Raw genomic sequence first — 17,842 nt, 5'->3', positions numbered from 1 at the left:
AATGCATCGACTTATTATAATACTTATATTATTTTTAAAGCCGAATTTAAAAATGGATATACTCATTAATATAGCATCGCCGCCCGAGGGGCGGGCGCCGGGGCTACCGGCAGGAGCAGAGACGCGGCAAGAGCGACAAATACCAGCACCTACGCTTCAACGGAGTCGGCACGCTGTAGGTCGCGGAGAAGGACCGGTTCTCCCGCCTCCAGCGCCGGCTGCTTGCGCAGACCCAGCATCACCAGCCACTCGACCAGCTGGCGGTGCACCGCGTCGGACCCGTCCAGCTCGTCGGACGCCAGCGGCCAGTCGCTCGGGTGCACCAGCATCGCTTCGGTTTGCCAGCCGCCGAGCCCACCGTGCGAGCCGACCAGCTCCTCGAACGCCGCGACCTCGTGTGTGTTGGGGTCCACCGTGCTGACCAGCACCAGGTCACCGACGTGCGCCATCTCCTGGTGGCGCAGCAGATCGGCGGCGGTCCGCGGCCCGTAGGGCAGCAGCGGATCCGTACCCTCGACGAAGCCGTCCCGCAGCCGATGGCTGCCGGCCGTGCCGAGCGCCACCGGGCCGTCCTCGTCCTGCACCACCACGAGCCCGACGCCCGGATGAGCGGCCAGGCCGGAGATCAGCCGCGGGTAGGCCTTGTTGATCTCGGCGCGCCCGAGCCGGTGCCGCCACCGGGTCAGGTAGATCAGCGCCAGGTTGCCGGAGGACACCACGAGCACCGGCGCGACCGGCGGCACCGGGAACTCCGGCTCGGCGGTCGCCTCCTCTTCGGCCGGCGCCGTCGGGGCGGCCACGTCGTCCGACGCGGTGAACCGGTCGACCACCTCGTCGAGCGTCTCGCCCCACCGCTGGCGGAACGTGGCGCCCTGGCTCTGCCCGTGGTCGGAGAGCACCACGAGGTGGTAGTGCCGGGCCGCCTCGGGCGCGAGCCGCTCGAGCACCCCGAGCATCCGGTCCAGGCTCTCCAGCTGGCGCATCGACTCCGGCCGGGCCGGCCCCGCGTGGTGCGCCACCTCGTCGTAGTCGACCAGGTCGCAATAGATCACCGGGACGCCGCGGGCCATCTGCTCGGCGACCAGCGACACGTTCACATCGCGCAGCAGCATCGACGCCGGGCGCAGCGCGAGGTAGGCGCCGGACCGGCTGACCCGCGGGACCAGGTTGCGCCGCCGCTGCAGGCGGGCCTGGTGCAGCTCGGCGATGACCTCGCCGACGCCGAGTACGAGCGCGCGGGTGAACCCGTACGGCGATGCCATGAACGCCGCCCAGCCCCGCGCCGAGCGGCCCGGGACGACCGCGTGGCTCATCGTGAGCAGGCAGAGTGCCGCGTCGCCGCTGAAGATGTTGCCGATGCTCACCCCGCCGTCGGCGAGCAGCCCGCGGCCGTCGCTGAGGTCGGGCTCGATGGCCGCCGCGTCCTTGGCCCGGTTGGTGACCATCAGTCGTCCGGTGTCCTTCTCGTACCAGCGGAAGGCCGGGATCCGGCCGGACGCGCCGTGCAGGATGCCGGCCTGCGACGCCGGGGTGGTCGACGGCACGCCGGTGTGCCAGCCGCGCATGGTGTGGCTCCCGGAGCGCAGCCAGTGCCCGATGGTCGGCAGGTTCCCCGCCCGGACCGCCCAGCGCAGCACCGGCTCGGCCACCCCGTCGAGCTGCACGATCAGCATGCCGGGCTCGGTGCCGGGGCGCGGCCGGCGAAAGGTGAGGAGGCCTCCGGACTGCCGGCGGCGTACGCCCCGCATCAGCCGCCGCGCCTCCTTGACGAACGTGTCGTCGGAGCCGCTGTCCGCCATCCAGTCCAGGATCGCCGCGAACACGACGGCCAGGATCGCCGCCACCACCACCGACGGCAGCCCGCTGACGTGGTCACCCGGGTCCAGCTCGAAGGCCACCACGATGATCGCCACCTGGGCGACCACGCCGAAGAGCATGGCGCCCCAACCGCCCAGCGCGGTGATGCCGACCAGCAGCAGCGGGCGCAGCACCGCCCCGACGACGGCCACCAGGATGACCAGGTTGAGCGTGTCGAGCACATCCGCGCTGGCCACGCCGGGCATCAGCCACAGCGTGAGGGTGAGCACGACGAAGGTGACCAGAGCGCTGCGCAGCACCGCCCGCATCCGGCCGAGGATCCGGCGCCGGCCGAACAGCGCCCGCAGATCTCCTCGCCAGGTCGGTCCGGTACGTACGGTCACCGGAAAACGATCGCACACTCGATCGGGGGAACGGCGGACCCCGGTGCTCGACCAGCCGGGTAGCTTCGCCCCGGTGCGTCTCCTTCTCGCCGTCCTCCTCCTGCTCGCCGGCTGCTCCGCGGCGCCACCGCCGCCCGCGCCGGCCGAGCTCAAGGTCGTCGGTTACTACCCGAGCTGGGGTACGTACGCCCGGGACTTCCAGGTCGCCGACGTGGCCGCCGATCAGCTGACCCACCTGCTGTACGCCTTCGGCAAGGTCGACGACGGCCGGTGCGCGCCGGGCGATCCCTGGGCGGACTACGGGAAGCCGGCCGGTGGCAACATCGCCGAGCTGGGCAGACTCAAGCAGCGCAATCCCCGGCTCAAGATCCTCTGGTCGTTCGGCGGCTGGTCCGGCTCGGCCGGGTTCTCGAAGGCGGCCGAGGACCCGGCGGCGTTCGCCGAGAGCTGCCGGGCGCTGATCCGGGATCCGCGGTGGGCCGGGGTCTTCGACGGGATCGACATCGACTGGGAGTATCCGAACGCCTGCGGTGAGACGTGCGACACCAGCGGTCCGGGCGCGCTGGCCGCCCTGCTCGCGGCACTGCGCGGAAAGGTCGGTCTGGTCACCGCCGCCGTCCCGGGAGACGCGGGCAAGCTGCGGAAGGCGGATTACGCCGCGGCGGCCCGGCACGCCGACTGGCTGGGCGCGATGACGTACGACTTCTACGGCACCGGCCCGGGCCGTGGCCCCACCGCCGCCCATTCGCCGCTGACCGCGTACCCCGGGATCCCGTCCCCGGCCGCCACCGCCGAGACCACCGTGCGCACCCTCCGCGACCTCGGCGTTCCCGCCGGGAAGATTCTGCTCGGCGTCGGCTTCTACGGCCGCGGCTGGACCGGCGTCGCGGCGGCCACGCCCGGCGCGACGGCGACCGGGCAGGCCCCCGGCCGGTACGCGCCCGGCATCGAGGACTACGAGGTGCTCAGCTCGCGCTGCCCACCCACCGGCACGATCGGCGGCACCTCCTACGCCGCCTGCGGCGGTCAGTGGTGGAGCTACGACACACCCGCGACGATCAGGATCAAGATGGAGTACGCGCGGAGCAACGCGCTGGGCGGCGCCTTCGCCTGGGAGCTGTCCGGCGACACGAAGGACGCGACCTTGCTCCGGGCGATGTCCTCAGTCCTCCGCTAGCTCGGAGGCCCGGACGTCGGTCGGGCTGTGCGAGTGCGCGGTGGTGAGCGTGCGGGCGGTGTCGATCAGTGGCACGTGGCTGAACGCCTGCGGGAAGTTGCCGACCAGCCGCTGCTCGTCGATGTCGTACTCCTCGGAGAGCAGGCCGACGTCGTTGCGCAACGAGAGCAGGCGCTCGAAGGTCGCCCGCGCCTCCTGCTCCCGGCCCATCAACGCGTAGTTGTCGGCCAGCCAGAACGTGCACGCCAGGAACGCGCCCTCGCCCGGCGGCAGACCGTCCACGTCGGTGCCCCGATGCTGCGTGTAGCGCTGCACGAAGCCGTCCTGCATCAGGTGCTCCTCGATGGCGGCGACCGTGCCGGCGACGCGTTCGTCGGTGGCCGGCAGGAAGCCGACCAGCGGCACCATCAGGAGCGAGGCGTCCAGTTCCTCGGAGCCGTAGAACTGGGTGAAGGTCTTGCGCTTCTTGTCGTACCCGTGCTTGAGGATGTCCGCCCGGATGTCGTCACGCAGCTGCCGCCAGCGGTCGACCGGGCCGGCCAGGCCGAACTCCTCGACCGCCTTGACCGCGCGGTCCGCCGCCACCCACGCCATCAGCTTGGAGTGGGTGAACTGCTTGGGGCCGCCGCGGACCTCCCAGATGCCCTCGTCCGGGTCCGTCCAATGAGCCTCGACGAAGTCCATCAGCTTGACCTGCAGGCCCCAGGCCGGATCGTCCTGTTTGAGCCCGGCCCGCCGGCCCTGGTGCAGGGCGTCCATCACCTCGCCGTAGACGTCGAGCTGGAACTGCTCGGCGGCCGCGTTGCCGATCCGCACCGGGTTGCCGTCGTATCCGGTGAGCCAGTCGGCGAGGTACTCGTCGAGGCGCCGCTCGCCGGCCACGCCGTACATGATCTGCAGCTCGTTGGGGTTGCCGGCGATGGCTCGCAGCAGCCACTTGCGCCACGCCGTGGCCTCGCTCTGGAAGCCGGAGTAGAGCAGGCTCTGCAGCGTGATCGTCGCATCCCGCAGCCAGCAGAAGCGGTAGTCCCAGTTGCGGACGCCACCGAGCTTCTCCGGCAGCGAGGTGGTCGCGGCCGCCACGATGCCGCCGGTCGGGGCGTACGTGAGCGCCTTGAGGGTGAGCAGCGAGCGGACCACCGCGTCGCGCCACTCCCCCTCGTACGTGCACGCGGAGACCCAGCCGCGCCAATAGCCCTCGGTGATGCCCAGCTCGTGCACCGGGTCGATCGGCTCCGGCGCGGGCAGATGCGACTGCCGCCAGGTCAGCACGAACGGCACCTGCTCGCCGGGGCCGACGGTGAAGTCGGCGCGGGTCGCCATGTTCTCGCCGCGTGTCCGCACCGGGGTGCGCAACCACGCCGCGTCCGGCCCGGCGACCGCGACCAGCGCGTCCTTCTCCCGGTAGACCCAGGGCACGACCTTGCCGTAGTCGAAGCGCAGCCGCAGGTCCATCCGCATCGGCACCTCACCGCGGACCCCCTCGACGATGCGCACCACATCCGGCGCCTCCCCGCGCGGCGGCATGAAGTCGATCAGCCGGACCACCCCCTCGGCGGTCTCGAACTCCGTCTCCAGCACCAGCGTCTCGTCGCGATAGCGACGCTTCACGGTGAACTCGGAAGCGGGGGCGATGGTCCAGTGGCCGTTCTCCTCGGTGCCGAGCAGCGCGGCGAAGATCGCGCCCGAGTCGAATCGCGGCACGCACAGCCAGTCGATCGAGCCGTTGCGGCCGACAAGGGCGGACGTCTGGGTGTCGGCGATGATTGCGTAGTCCTCGATCGGCAGTGCCATACGTCACGTTCTACCCTCTCAGGGCCGATGATGAACGCTAGCTTGAGCAGATGGGTCGTCCCAGCATCGTCATCATCGGCGCCGGCTTCGCCGGGTTCACCGCCGCGCGCAAGCTGTCGAAGCTCTCCCACGGCAGCGCGGACATCACGGTCATCAACCCCACCGACTACTTCCTCTACCTCCCGCTGCTGCCCGAGGTGTCGGCCGCGATCCTCGAACCGCGCCGGGTCACCGTGTCGCTGGCCACGACCCTGCCCGGGGTTCGCGTGGTCCTCGGCGAGGTGGACGGCGTCGACCTCGACGCGCGCACGGTGTCGTACCGGGACCCGGACGGCGGCAAGGGCTCGGTCGGCTACCACCGCCTGGTGGTCGCGGCCGGCAGCGTGAACAAGCTGCTGCCCGTGCCGGGCGTGACCGAGTACGCGCACGGCTTCCGCGGCATCCCCGAAGCGCTGTACCTGCGCGACCACATCACCCGCCAGATCGAGATGGCCTCGACCGCCACCGACCCGGCCGAGCGCCGCGCCCGCAGCACCTTCGTGGTGGTCGGCGCCGGCTACACCGGCACGGAGGTGGCCGCGCAGGGCGTGCTCTACACCAAACACCTCGCCAAGCAGTGGCCCTCGATCGAGCCCAGGTGGCTGCTGATCGACACCGCCGGCCGCGTGCTGCCGTCGCTGGACGAGCGGCTGGCCCGCGCCTCCGACAAAGTGCTGCGGGAACGCGGCATCGAGGTGCTGCTCAAGACCAGCGTCAAGGAGGCGACCGCCGAGGGTGTGCACCTGAGCAACGGCGAGTACGTGCCCACCCGCTCGCTGATCTGGTGCGTCGGGGTGCGGCCCGACCCGCTGGTCACCGGCCTGGGCCTGGCCACACGGGAGGGCCGGCTGGTGGTCGACGAGTTCCTCAACGTGCCGCAGCACCCCGACGTGTTCGCGTGCGGCGACGCGGCGGCGGTGCCCGACCTGACCATGCCGGGCGAGCTCACCGGCATGACGGCGCAGCACGCGACGCGGCAGGGCACGACGGTGGCGCACAACATCGCGGCGTCGTACGGCAAGGGGCGGCGGCGCGCGTACAAGCATCATGATCTCGGGTTCGTGGTCGATCTCGGCGGTTTCGACTCGGCGGCCAACCCGCTCGGCGTGCCGTTGAGCGGGATCGTCGCCAAGGCGGTGACCCGCGGCTATCACCTGCTGTCGATGCCGGGCAACCGGGTCCGGGTGGCGGCCGACTGGCTGCTCGACGCGGTGCAGCCCCGGCAGGGCGTGCAGCTCGGCCTGGTGCGGGGCAGGGCGGTGCCGCTGGACAGCGCCTCGCCGGAACGCGAAGACGCGGTGTGACGCTCGTTCCATTCGCGGTCGCAAGCGGACCTTCATGGACACCGGCTTCTGGGGTCATCTGATGCCGGCGCAGGTGCTGCTGGGCCTCGGCCTGGGCTTCACCTTCGTGCCGCTGTCCAGCCTGGCGCTGGTCGGGGTGCCGCAGCGCGACGCGGGTGCGGCCAGCGCGGCGCTGAACGCCACGCCGCAGGTCGGCGGCTCGCTCGGCACGGCGTTGCTGAACACGATCGCGACCAGCGGGATCACCGCGTACGTGGCGAGCCACGTGCCGGGGACTCCGCAGCAAGGTCCGCTCGTGCAGCTCCAGGCGCAGGTGGACGATATTCGTCGGCCTTCCTCTGGGCCTCGATCATCATCCTGGCGGCCACGGTGGTCACCTGGGCGTTCATCAAGGTGCAGCGCGAGGACCTGCCGAGCGGCGAGCAACTGGCGCACGTCGGCTGACCGGTTCGCGGGATGATCGTCCGGTCAGCGCCATGATCGGACCGTTCGTCCAGGGCGGTTCGCGACGCTCAAAATTATCCCACAAGCCATAATTCGGGCATGCGATCTCGCCTGTGCGCCGCCGTCGCGGCCGTCCTGACCTTGGGTGTGCTGACCGTGCCGGCGTCGGCCGCCCGTCAGCTGCCGCCGGCGGCCGCTGCCAAGTCGTCCGCCCTGGTCGCGCGATACAACTTCGACGGGCGGGCCGGCGCGGTGCTCGACGCCTCCGGCAACGGGCACACCATGCGGCTGATCTCCAGCCGCGGCGGGAAACTGCGGGTGGTCCGGCACGGCTCCGGCAACGCGATGCAGTTCCCGGCCCGGTGCTCCGGCGCCAAGTGCCCGCACGCCGTGCTGCAGTCGCCGCACACCCCCGATCTCAACCCGGGCCGCCGGCCGATCCTCTTCGGAGCCACGGTGCGGCTGCCCGCCGGGCAGACCACGAAGGGTCAGAACGTCGTCCAGAAGGGCTATTCGATCAAGGGCAGCCAGTACAAGCTGCAGATCGACGGGATGATGGGCCGGCCGAGCTGCGTGCTGGTCGACACCGCCAAGCGCGGCATCCGCATTGTCCGCAGCGCGATCTCGGTCGCCGACGGGCGGTGGCACGCGATCCAGTGCCGCCGGGTCGGCGGCACCTTCGCCGTCCTGATCGACGGCGCGGTGCGCGGCGTCGCACAGATCCCGGCCGCGCTGACGGTGGCCAACAAGGCGCCGCTGAGCATCGGCGGCAAGGGCGCCTACCGCGACAACGACCAGTTCCAGGGCGCCCTCGACGACGTCTGGGTCCAGATCGGTTGAGACGCGGGCTCGATCTCGCGGATCAGTGGGCGCCGGCGGCGGCCCACCACCACGTGCCGGATCATCCGCGTCCGCCGAGCATCGCCACGATCGCGCCGGCGTCGGTCTCCTCGCGCAGCGTCTCTGCCCGTTGCGGGTCGAGCAGGATCGCGGCCAGCTCCGACAGCACCTCGAGGTGGCCGTCGCCGCGCACCGCGATGGCCACTAACAGATTGCCGTCACGGTGCGCATTTGTGCTTGCGATCAAGCGCCGAGCACCGCAAACGCGCAATCGACCAGGTCGGGAAGGTCCACAGTGCCGTCCGCCGCCGCCCAGGTGTTGATCGCGACCGACAGCGCGGTCAGCGCGACGCCACCGAGCACCTCCCGCTCGAACGGTGTCGCGTCCCCACGACCCTCGATCGCGCCGGCGAACAGCGCCCGCGCGGACTCCTGCGACTCGATCTGGCGCGCGCGCAGGGCGGGCACACCCTGGATGAGCTGGGCACGGGTGAGCACCGTGGACATCTCGGCGGCGGGCATCATGCGCAGCGCGCCGGAGACGGCCCGGGCGATCGCGGTCAGGGGCGGCTCCTCGACCGGCCGCGCCCTGATCATCTCGGCCATCATCGGGTCGTACTCGTCGTTCTCCACCACGGCCGGCTTCGACGGGAAGTAGCGGAAGAACGTCATGTGCGAGACCCCGGCGGCCGCGGCGATCTCCTCGACCGTGGTCGCGTCGTAGCCCTTCTCCAGGAACAGGCGCAGCGCGTGCTCCTGGATGGACCGCCGGGTCTCGGCCTTCTTGCGCTCGCGCAGGCCGCCCTGGGTCGGCTTGCGGTCCGCAAGTCGGCGAGCCTGCCCACTCTCGCTCATGCAGCCGCTCTCTCGGCGGAGCGGCCCAGCGCGTGGTCCAGCCAGCGCATCACCTCGGTGACGTCGCCCCGGACGGCGAGGTGGCCGTCGGGGCGCACCAGCAGGGTCCGGTCGTGCTCCGGCCGCAGCGTGACGACCGCGTCGCCGAGCCGCTGGCCGACCGCCCGGACCACCCGGTCGTCGCTGGTCAGCAGGACCCACCGGCCGAGCATCTCGCCCAGCATCGTGGCCGGGGTGCCGTCCGGCCGCGTGCAGGCCTGGTCCGGCACCCGGTCGCCACTGCGCAGACCCCTCCTCGGGTACGCGGACCCGAGCGGCCCGCCGCGGTAGGAGATCCGCAGCTGCGACGACGCTTCGGCGATCCGGCGCTGCACGAAGGGTCGGTTCATCAGCGGCACCACGACATGATCCCGCACCAGCCGCGCCGGGGCATTGCGACCCAGCATCAGCCCGGTCATCGAGCTGGTGTTGCTGAGCACCTCGACGGCGATCGGCCGGCGCTCCGCCTCGTACGTGTCCAGCAGGCTCTCCGCCGCCCGCCCGGTGTCCACCAGCGCCAGCTTCCAGGCCAGGTTCTCCGCGTCGCCCAGCCCGGTGTTCATGCCCTGACCGCCGAACGGGCTGTGGATGTGCGCCGCGTCCCCGGCCAGCAGCACGCGCCCCGACCGGTACGTGTACGCCAGCCGCCGGTGGATCCGGAAGGTCGAGACCCAGTCGACGCTCTTGATCGCCGTCGCCGGGAACGCTGTGTACTCCGCCAGCAGCTCGCCGAGCTCACGCCCCTCCTGCTCCGGAGTGAGAATCCGCCACAGATCCGCGCCGGGCAGCGGGAACAGCCCGAACATCTCGTTACCGCGGACGCAAGTGTGCACGGCGTTGCGCGACAGCGGCAGATCGGCGTGGATGTCGGCGACCAGGAAGCGCTCGATCAGCGGCACCCCCGGGAAGCCGATGCCGGCCAGCTTGCGGACCGCGCTGTGCGCGCCGTCGCACCCGACGATCCAGCCGTCGTACGCCAGGTCGCCGACTTCGGTGTTCCACTCCACGTGACCGCCCAGCTCGGCCAGCCGCTCCCGCAGCCGCTCCTCGACCACCGCCTGCGACATCAGCGCGCCCGGCCGCTTGACCAGCGGCGTGGTGCCACCGACGCGGAGCCGCGCGACCTCCGTGCGGTCGACATTGATCACGACCTCGCGGATCTGGAGGCCGAGCTCGGTCAGATCGCCCAGTGCGCCGAGCCGCTCCAGCACGTCCAGCCCTCGCGGTTGCAGGCCCAGGGCCCGCGACGTGGTCGCCGGGCCGGCCGCCGCGTCCACGATCCGCACCTGCGCGCCGCCCTCCAGCAGCCCGACCGCCAGCGCCAGCCCGGTCGGGCCGGCTCCCACCACCAAAACGCTCACGACAGCCTCCAGTTAGTCACTAATCTTTGTTAGTGACTAACAGATACTCTCTCGAACGCTTCCTGGCAAGGGTCAGGGCATGAACTCCTCGGGGCGCGACGCCTTGGCCTCCGCCTGCTTGGACCGGCCGAAGAGCCGCCACCCCCGCTTCTTCGGCTCCGCGGCGCGCTGGCTCTCGCCGTTGAGCACGGCCAGCCGGTGCTGGGCGACCGGGTTCTCCGGCTCCAGGCGCAGCGAGATGAGCAGCGCCTGGCGGGCCTGGTCGGCGTGCCCGAGCGCGTCCAGCGCCACGCCGTGCGTGAAGTAGTAGTGCGCCTCGTTCGGGTCCAGGCCGATGGCGGTACGCGCGGCCTGCTCGGCGTCCGCGATCTGCCGGTCCGCGGCGAGCAGCGCCCAGGCCACCCGGTCGTGCCACAGCGGGTTCTTCGGATCGACTATCACCGCCCGGTAGGCCATCGTGACCGCCTCCTCGTGCCGGCCCATCAGGGTCAGCGCGCGGCTGGCGGTAGCGAGCGGGCGCGGGTCCTCGGGGGCCAGGGGGATCGCCTTGGCGGCGGCGTCCAGACCGGCCTCCACCTGGTCGAGCACCAGCCGGATGCGGGCCATCAGGATCCAGCCGGCGGCCGACCCGGGGTCCTCGGCCAGCACGTTCTCGAGCAGGTCGGCGGCCTTGGCCGGGTCGACGCGCTCGAAGAGGGCGGCCGCCCGGGCCACGCCCAGCTCGGTGGGCGACAGGCCCGCGGTGTCCGGCGCTGCGGTCGGCGCCGGCTCGAGGTCGGTCCGCAGAAGGTCATGGCTCACACGGCCATCATCGACAAATGCCAGGTGGGTATGAGCGGAATCAGCGATTCTCCACCGATCGCGCCGCCACCCCGACAAAGTGGTAGCCCAGCCGCGCATCCGACCGCCCAACAGCCCACTGACCTACCACTCTTAGCTTGGCGGCACCGCCGCACCCCAAAAGTGGTAGCCCAGCCACGCGTTCCGGCCCTCCAAAGGTCCGTGAGCTACCACTCTTCGCTTGGCGGCACCGCCCGCACCCCGGCTGCTCAGCGGCGGCGGCGGATGATCCAGAGCGTGTAGAGGCCGGCCACGGCCAGCAGGGTGGCCGTCACGTCCATGCCGCCGAGCAGGCTGAGCAGGGACAGGACCGCGCAGAGCGCCGCTACCACGGCCAGCACTCCTACCGCGGTGCGCGGCGGCGGGCGTCTGGCCTCGGTCACCAGGTCGGTCAGCTGCCTGCGGGCTTCCCGGTCATCCGGGTGTTGCATCAGGTGGTCGAGAAGCATCCGGCGGCGGGCCACGCGGTCCGCCCGGAGGTCGTCCTGTCCAATGGTGTGGGGGGTCACCCGCCTGCAGTCGGCAGCCACCCGCCCGATCTGAGGTGATCGTGCTCCTCGACGGCGGGCACGGCCGCGAAGGCCCGCACCGGAAACGTGCCGAAGGCGGCGATCCGCGGCGGCGCGGCGGTGAACCGGGCACCGGCCGGGGGCAGCTGCTCCAGCCCGGTCAGGTGCTCGCAGATCGGGATGCCGGCCTTGAGGAGGATGCTGTGCGCGGGCCGCTGTCCCGCCGCGTCCGGCCCGATGTCGTCGATGTTGACCGAGTCGATGCCCACGAGCGCGGCGCCCTGCGCGGCCAGCCACTCGGCGCCCGCCCCGGTGAGGAAGGGAGCGTCGACCGCGTACTCGGGGGTGGCCCAGTGCTTGTCGCCACCGGTGTGCAGAAGCACCGCGTGACCCGCGACCGCCAGGCCCTCGAGCGCCGGCACGTCGACGCCGCGCGGGCCGCCGACCGCGCGGACCACCACCGCCGGCAGGTCGGCGAGGCGGTCCAGCTCCAGGCCGGCCAGGTCGGTGCCGTCGCCGTAGCGGTGGAACGGGCTGTCCACGTAGGTGCCGGTGTTGCCGACCATCGTGATGCGGCCGATGGAGAATTCGACGCCTTCGGCGTAGGCCTTGCGGGAGTCGGTGCGGGTGAGGTGCTCGGAGATCTCCGGGGCGGGCAGACCGGGGTACGTGATCAGCCCGTGCCCGATGACGTGACTGAGCTCGACCAGCCTGGTCCGCGGCGCCCGCGCCGGAGGTAAGTCCTGATGCGGCTCGGCGAAAACTCGTACCCCGGTGATCTGCACCTGCTGGACCGACCGCAGGCCGCAGGCCGCGACGAACAGCGACCCGATCTCGGCCTCGGTCTCCTCGCCGTGCGGGAGATCGAGGCGGAAGCCCTGTGCGCGCAGCGATCCGCCGTCGGCGAGCGTCACCTCGGCGTCGAACTCGGCCCGATATTGCGTCACGCGATCACTCCCCGAGTTGGGCGATCGCCTCGGCGATCAGCCAGATGCCGAAGATACCGAACAATGCGGCCGCGCCGTACTTGATCGCCTTCTCCGGCAGGTGCCGGCCGAGCAGACGGCCGACCAGGATGGCCAGCGCGTCGGCCGCCACCATGCCGACCGTCGAGCCGATCCAGGTGCCGAACCAGCCGTGCTGGGTGGCCAGTGTGATGGTCGCCAGCATGGTCTTGTCGCCCAGCTCGGCCAGGAAGAACGCGCCGCCGACGGCGAGGATCGCCGATCCGGTGGACCGCTCGGCCTTGTTCTTCTCCGCATCGGTCAGCCTGTCACCGCGTAGCGTCCACGCGCCGAAGACGAGGAAGGCCAGGCCGGCGATGAGCGAGATCCAGCCGGTGGGCAGGGTGGCGCCGAGCCCGTAGCCGACGCCGACCGACACCAGGTGCACCACCCCGGTGGCCACGGTGATGCCGATCAGCACCGGCACCGGCTTGTATCGGGTGGCGAAGGTGAGAGCCATGAGCTGGGACTTGTCGCCGAGCTCCGCGACGAAGATGACCGCGAAACTGATCGCGGTCGCGGTGAGGAAGCCGTCCACCGAGGCCCTTCCAGGAATGGACCGGGCCGGGGGCGCGGAACGACCTCGACCCGGCGCGTGATCAACCGAGTCGAAGGTCTCGTCCGCCTTTGGCAGGCCGCGGGGCCGGAAGCGCGAACGCTTCAGTGTGTCGACCCACGCAGTTGAGGACTACTCCCCTTCGCGGTCCAAGCCTATCCGGAGGGGAAGGCCCGCTGGCTAGGGTGGTGTCGTGACTCACGGACCCGGTGTGCAAACGGTCGGCCTGGTGCTGCACCCGACGAAGCCGGTCGGCGACTCGATCGCGAGGATCGTCGAGTGGGCCGACGGCCACGGCGCCAAGGTGCTCGCCCGCCCGGCCGATCAGGATCGGGTGCCGCCGTCGGTGGTCATCGTGCCGCCCGACGAGTTCGTCGCCGAGGTCGGCGGACTGGTCGCGCTCGGCGGTGACGGGACCATGCTGGGCGCGATGCGGCTGGTCGTGGACCGCCCGGTGCCGGTGCTCGGGGTCAACCACGGCAATCTGGGCTTCCTCGTCGAGGTCACGCCGTCGGAGCTGGAGGCCGCGCTGGCCCGCCTGGCCGACGGCGACTTCACCGTGGAGCAGCACGGCTGCCTGGTCGCGTCCTCGTCGAGCACCGAGCTGACCACCCGGTTCGCGTTCAACGACGTGGTGCTGGCCCGGCTGGGACGCACCGGCGCGGTCTCGGTCGACCTGACCGTCAACGACCTGCAGTACGGCTACTACAGGTGCGACGCGGTGGTGCTGTCCACCCCGAACGGCTCGACCGCCTACAACTACGCGGCCGGCGGCCCGGTGCTCTCCCCCTCGGCGAGCTGCACGGTGATCACACCGGTGGCGCCGATGGCCGGGATCAGCCGGGCGGTGGTGCTCGGCGCCGGCGACCGGGTGTCGCTGACCGTTTCGGACGACAGCGCGCCGGTGGCGGTCGACATCGACGGCACCCCGGCCGGCGAGCTGGCCCGCGGCGACGAGATCAACGCCGGGATGCGGGTGGACGCCGCCCAGGTGGTCCGACTGTCGGCCGGCGCGCACGCCAGCCGCAGCCGGGTGAAGCTGAGCCTGCTCGATCTGCCGCTGCGCCGGGACCAGCTGCTGGAGCTGATCCCGGCGGAGCTGCGTCAGGAGGCCGAGCTCAGAGCCCGCCGACTCGAGCCTTCATGATCCGCGCCTCCATGATCTGCGCGTCGTCCGCGATCCGGCCCGTCGTCGCCGCGGCGGCGGGGCTGGGCTGCGGCAGCGGCTTGCACTTCAGGTCGGACGTGTTCGCCTTGACCCGCTTGGGCAGCGTGCCGTCGCGCAGGTAAGCGGCGACGGCGTTGTCCACACAGGAGTTGCCGAACAGCGATCCGGCGTGCGTGGTGCCGCCGACGCCCTCGACCAGCGCGGCGGCCGGGAACCGCTTGCGCACCTCGAGGCTCCCCTGGAACGGCGTCGCCGCGTCCAGGGTCTCGCTGACCAGCAGCACCGGCGGCGCCTTGGCGCCGTTGACGTCCACCGGCCGGCCGGGCTTGGCGGCCCAGCTGCGGCAGGGCGCGTTGAACCAGGCGTTGCCCCAGGTCTCGAACGGCGCGGCGGCGTGCACCTTCGCGTTGTCCGTGCGCCACTTCGACCAGGACAGCGGCCACTTCGCGTCGGTGCACTCGGTGGCCAGGTAGATCGCGTACCCGTTGTCCGAGCCGGCGGTCTGCGGGTTGCCGTCGTCGTAGAGCTTGCGCAGCGGCTTGGGGTCCTCGCGGTTGACCCACGCGGAGAAGGCGTCGGCGACCGTGGTCCAGCCGAAGACGTAGTAGCCGGGCTGCAGGAAGACGTCGGTGAACTCGGCCGGGCCGATCACGCCGTCGGCCGGCTTGCCGGCTAGCTTCTGCTGAGTGGCGTAGAAGAGCTTCTCCACCGCCTTCGCGGTCTTGCCGAGCTTGTACGTCTTGTCGTGCGCCGCCAGCCACGCGAAGTAGATCTTCATGTTGCGGTCGAACGCGATGTTCTGGTCGAGGTTCGATCGGTACCAGACCCGGCCGGGGTCGACGTTGCCGTCCAGGACCATGCGGCGGACCTGCTTCGGGAACAGGGTCGCGTAGACCTGGCCCAAATAAGTTCCGTACGAGAAGCCGTAGAAGTTGATCTGCTCGACGCCCAGGGCGCGGCGGATGCTTTCCATGTCGCGGACGTTGTCGACGGTCTTGAGGTGGTTCAGCAGCGGGCCGCCGGCCTTTGCACATGCCTTCGCGTACGCGGCCGTGCGCGCCAGCCACGCCTTCTCGATCGCCGCGGAGGACGGCACGTACGCCGGGCGGTTGTGCCGGTTGTACGTGGCATCGCAGGTCAGCTTGGGCTCGGACGCCCCGACGCCCCGCGGGTCGAACCCGATCCAGTCGTAGCCGGCGCCCCCCTTGCCCGGCACATAGTCACTCAGGGCGGACAGCAGCAGGCCGGATCCGCCGGGGCCGCCCGGGTTCACCAGCATGACGCCCTGATAGTCCTTGGCCGTGTGCCGGACCCGGGACACGGCCAGCTTGATCGTGGCGGCCTTCGGCTCGGCGTAGTCCCGTGGCACCGTGACGAACCCGCACTCCGCCTTGCGTGCCGCCAGGGCCGGGTCCGTGCACTTGCCCCAGGCGATGGATGGGGCTTCCTGCGCCCACGCGCCCACTGCCACCGTGCCGCCTGCCACGGTCAGGGCGAGCGCCGCGGTAACCACCAGAACTCTTCGCATTGTTGCCTCTCGTGTCGGTTTCGCCCCGATATGTTCGGCGGTCGGCGGCCGGATGTCGGCCGCCCACGCCGTGGCAGGGGCGAATTGCGACCTAAGAGACTCGCGCCCGGCGTGCGATCAGGGCGACGGCCGCGAGGAGGGCGACCACGAGCCCGTAGACCAGGGCGGTGAGATGCAGGCCCACCGCGTTGGTCGCCACCCCGGCGAGCACCGCCGGGATGCTGAACGCCGCGTACGCGACGACCAGGTAGACGGCCAGCAGCTTGCTGCGCTCGGCCGGCCCGGCCAGGACCGACAGCTGACCGAGGGTCGCCAGCGCGGAGGCGCCGAACCCGATGCCGGAGATCACCGTGCCGGCGCCCGCCAGCAGCACGTCGTGGCTCTCCACGCCGATGATGCTGATCAGCGTGCCGAGCAGCAGACCCCCGCCGGCCACCTGCAGCACGCGCGGCGCAGGGGTGCGGCGCAGCACGAACGAGGTGATCGCGCCGGTGCCGGTCATCAGGGCGATGACGAAGCCGCCGACCAGGTGGCTCCGAATGCCCAGCTCACCGGCCGCGACGGACGGGCTCAGCGACAGGTAGAGACCGCCGACGGCCCAGCTGGCCACGGTGATCGGGCTGAGCGCGATCGCGTCGGCGCGCAGCCGGGCCGGGACGCCGAGTCGTGGGCGCAGCGAGGCACGCCACCCCGGCCGCCGCTCGGACGTCTCGGGCATCAGGGCGACGGCGACACCGGCCGCCAGCATGATCAGCAGCAGGACGGCCCACACCAGGTGTGTCGGCTGCGGCGCGTACTGAACCAGTGCGCCCGTCCCGAGCGCGCCCAGCGCCAGGCCGCTCAGCGGCGCCAGGCCGTTGATCAAGCCGGCCCGGCCGGGCGCGTGCGGCGGGTTGAGGTCGATCAGCGCCGCACCCAGCACAGTGATCGCCGCGCCGGTCGCGACGCCTTGCAGCAGGCGAGCGGCGAGCAGGGTGCCGACACCGCCGGCGGTCAGGAAGAGCAGCAGCGACACCGCTTCCAGGGCGATGGCCGACACGAGCACCGGCTTTCGCCCTAAATGGTCGGAAAGTGCGCCTAAGGTCAGTAATGTAGCGGTCAGGCTGGCCACGTAGATCGCGAAGATCACCGTGAGCACGCCCGTGGAGAAGCCCCACTCGCGCTGATAGACGACGTAGAGCGGGCTCGGAGCGGCCGACGCCGCCATGAAGGTCACGAGGATCGCGGCGATCGCCGCGAACGGAATGGTCGTACGCCGGATTTCGACGGTGGTGGACATCGGTTCCCCCTCGACACGCCGCACAGACAGGTCTGTACGAGATTCGAACGTCAGACAGACCTGTCTGTTAAAGTCAACCGTATGTCCGCTGAAACACTCACCAAGAAGCCGCCGGCCCGCGATCGCCTGCTCGCCGCGGCAGATGAGCTCTTCTACGCCGAGGGCGTGCACACTGTCGGCATCGACCGGGTCATCGAGCGCGCCGGGGTGGCCAAGGCGTCGCTCTACAGCACGTTCGGCAACAAGGAGGGCCTGGTCAAGGCCTACCTGGAGGGTCGGCACGAGCGTCGGCGGGCCCGCTTGCTCGAGGGCCTGGCCCGATATGCCGACCCTCGCGAGCGCCTCCTCGGCGTCTTCGACGTGATGGCCGACGTCATCGACCAGCCGACTTTCCGCGGCTGCGCGTTCTACAACGCCTCGGCCGAGTCCCCCACCGGCGGGCCGGTCCAGGACGTGTGCGACACGACACGGGCATGGACCCGAGGCCTGTTCACCGAGCTGGCCCGCGACGCCGGGGTGCCGGATCCCGAGGCGCTGACCGAGCAGCTCATGCTCCTCTACGACGGCGCGATGGTGGGTGCGCGGATGGATCGCGCGCCGGGCAAGGCCGCGGCCGCCCGCGCCGTCGCCGAAGTCCTGGTCGACGCGGCTATGAGCTCGTCGGTGCGGAGCTGACCGGGGTCGCCGGGGAGAGCGTCCCGACCGGAGGCAGCGACGCGATCTGGCCGGCGGTCGCGGCCAGCACGCCCTGCGCGGTCAGCCCTTCGCTGGGTGTGCCGGGCAGGTGGTCGGCCAGCCCGGCCACCACGGGCACAACCACCCGAACGCGCCAGAGTCGCATACCGGGCTGGGCCTGACCGGTTTGTCACCATGCGGGGATGGAAACGTGGTTGCATCCGCAGCT

The 17,842-nt window shown here is 71.3% G+C and carries 18 protein-coding genes; 6 read left to right on the top strand and 12 right to left on the bottom strand.

The genetic code is table 11. The annotated features are described in order from the left end of the window. Positions 1–149: 149 nt before the first annotated feature. The gene (locus AB0M20_RS04170) at positions 150–2,201 is read right to left on the bottom strand and encodes an alkaline phosphatase family protein (protein WP_364293435.1); all 2,052 of its coding nucleotides are present in this window, start codon (positions 2,199–2,201) and stop codon (positions 150–152) included. A 73-nt stretch (positions 2,202–2,274) separates the two neighbouring features. Here AB0M20_RS04170 and AB0M20_RS04165 point away from each other — a divergent pair, with 73 nt between their 5' ends. Continuing rightward, entirely contained in the window at positions 2,275–3,378 is a 1,104-nt protein-coding gene (locus tag AB0M20_RS04165) for a glycosyl hydrolase family 18 protein (protein WP_364293432.1), read from the top strand. Here the strand turns inward: AB0M20_RS04165 and AB0M20_RS04160 are convergent. After that, a complete protein-coding gene (locus tag AB0M20_RS04160; protein WP_364293429.1) occupies positions 3,364–5,172 on the bottom strand; it encodes a glycoside hydrolase family 15 protein in 1,809 nt (602 codons plus the stop codon). The two genes, AB0M20_RS04165 and AB0M20_RS04160, sit on opposite strands and share 15 nt — an antisense overlap. A 50-nt stretch (positions 5,173–5,222) precedes the next feature. Between AB0M20_RS04160 and AB0M20_RS04155 the strand changes: the two genes are divergently transcribed. The 3 genes from AB0M20_RS04155 to AB0M20_RS04145 all read left to right on the top strand — a co-directional run bounded on the left by AB0M20_RS04155 (position 5,223) and on the right by AB0M20_RS04145 (position 7,799). Then, positions 5,223–6,515, top strand: a complete 1,293-nt coding sequence (locus AB0M20_RS04155; RefSeq protein ID WP_364293426.1) for an NAD(P)/FAD-dependent oxidoreductase — start codon at positions 5,223–5,225, stop codon at positions 6,513–6,515. A 34-nt stretch (positions 6,516–6,549) separates the two neighbouring features. Further along, complete coding sequence (locus tag AB0M20_RS04150) at positions 6,550–6,975, top strand: hypothetical protein (protein ID WP_364293423.1); 426 nt, start codon at positions 6,550–6,552, stop codon at positions 6,973–6,975. A gap of 83 nt (positions 6,976–7,058) precedes the next feature. Further along, positions 7,059–7,799 carry a LamG-like jellyroll fold domain-containing protein gene (locus tag AB0M20_RS04145; protein ID WP_364293420.1) on the top strand — a complete coding sequence of 247 codons (741 nt, stop codon included), beginning with the start codon at positions 7,059–7,061 and terminating at the stop codon, positions 7,797–7,799. 61 nt (positions 7,800–7,860) lie between these two features. Here AB0M20_RS04145 and AB0M20_RS04140 read toward each other — a convergent pair whose 3' ends face one another. The 7 genes from AB0M20_RS04140 to AB0M20_RS04110 form a co-directional block, all read right to left on the bottom strand. Then, on the bottom strand, positions 7,861–8,004 hold the full coding sequence (locus AB0M20_RS04140) for a hypothetical protein (RefSeq protein WP_364293417.1): 144 nt from the start codon (positions 8,002–8,004) through the stop codon (positions 7,861–7,863). A gap of 38 nt (positions 8,005–8,042) precedes the next feature. Beyond that, positions 8,043–8,654 carry a TetR family transcriptional regulator gene (locus AB0M20_RS04135; protein WP_364293414.1) on the bottom strand — a complete coding sequence of 204 codons (612 nt, stop codon included), beginning with the start codon at positions 8,652–8,654 and terminating at the stop codon, positions 8,043–8,045. Continuing rightward, positions 8,651–10,054: an FAD-dependent monooxygenase gene (locus AB0M20_RS04130; protein ID WP_364293411.1), complete on the bottom strand. Its 1,404-nt coding sequence runs from the start codon at positions 10,052–10,054 to the stop codon at positions 8,651–8,653. The genes AB0M20_RS04135 and AB0M20_RS04130 overlap by 4 nt, the downstream gene beginning before the upstream one ends. A gap of 72 nt (positions 10,055–10,126) precedes the next feature. Next, a complete protein-coding gene (locus AB0M20_RS04125) occupies positions 10,127–10,855 on the bottom strand; it encodes a tetratricopeptide repeat protein (protein ID WP_364293408.1) in 729 nt (242 codons plus the stop codon). 248 nt (positions 10,856–11,103) lie between these two features. Continuing rightward, complete coding sequence (locus AB0M20_RS04120; RefSeq protein ID WP_364293405.1) at positions 11,104–11,403, bottom strand: hypothetical protein; 300 nt, start codon at positions 11,401–11,403, stop codon at positions 11,104–11,106. Beyond that, a complete protein-coding gene (locus tag AB0M20_RS04115) occupies positions 11,400–12,350 on the bottom strand; it encodes a cyclase family protein (RefSeq protein WP_364293402.1) in 951 nt (316 codons plus the stop codon). Before AB0M20_RS04115 ends, AB0M20_RS04120 begins: the two co-directional genes overlap by 4 nt. A 4-nt stretch (positions 12,351–12,354) precedes the next feature. Then, the gene (locus AB0M20_RS04110; protein WP_364293399.1) at positions 12,355–12,945 is read right to left on the bottom strand and encodes a TMEM165/GDT1 family protein; all 591 of its coding nucleotides are present in this window, start codon (positions 12,943–12,945) and stop codon (positions 12,355–12,357) included. A 211-nt stretch (positions 12,946–13,156) separates the two neighbouring features. Between AB0M20_RS04110 and AB0M20_RS04105 the strand changes: the two genes are divergently transcribed. Further along, entirely contained in the window at positions 13,157–14,110 is a 954-nt protein-coding gene (locus AB0M20_RS04105) for an NAD(+)/NADH kinase (protein WP_364293396.1), read from the top strand. On the opposite strand, the gene AB0M20_RS04100 is transcribed toward AB0M20_RS04105, so the two are convergent. Then, complete coding sequence (locus tag AB0M20_RS04100; RefSeq protein WP_364293393.1) at positions 14,082–15,659, bottom strand: alpha/beta hydrolase; 1,578 nt, start codon at positions 15,657–15,659, stop codon at positions 14,082–14,084. The two genes, AB0M20_RS04105 and AB0M20_RS04100, sit on opposite strands and share 29 nt — an antisense overlap. A gap of 91 nt (positions 15,660–15,750) precedes the next feature. After that, entirely contained in the window at positions 15,751–16,938 is a 1,188-nt protein-coding gene (locus AB0M20_RS04095; RefSeq protein WP_364293390.1) for an MFS transporter, read from the bottom strand. Positions 16,939–17,019: 81 nt separating this feature from the next. Between AB0M20_RS04095 and AB0M20_RS04090 the strand changes: the two genes are divergently transcribed. Continuing rightward, the gene (locus AB0M20_RS04090) at positions 17,020–17,613 is read left to right on the top strand and encodes a TetR/AcrR family transcriptional regulator (RefSeq protein WP_364293387.1); all 594 of its coding nucleotides are present in this window, start codon (positions 17,020–17,022) and stop codon (positions 17,611–17,613) included. On the opposite strand, the gene AB0M20_RS04085 is transcribed toward AB0M20_RS04090, so the two are convergent. After that, positions 17,588–17,758: a hypothetical protein gene (locus tag AB0M20_RS04085; RefSeq protein ID WP_364293384.1), complete on the bottom strand. Its 171-nt coding sequence runs from the start codon at positions 17,756–17,758 to the stop codon at positions 17,588–17,590. The two genes, AB0M20_RS04090 and AB0M20_RS04085, sit on opposite strands and share 26 nt — an antisense overlap. Between the last annotated feature and the right edge of the window lie 84 nt (positions 17,759–17,842).

Origin of the sequence: Actinoplanes sp. NPDC051633 (assembly GCF_040681735.1) — a bacterium.
GTDB lineage: Bacteria > Actinomycetota > Actinomycetes > Mycobacteriales > Micromonosporaceae > Actinoplanes.
Note: the sequence above shows the minus strand (reverse complement) of the source record. Positions and strands in the feature narration are given on the sequence as shown.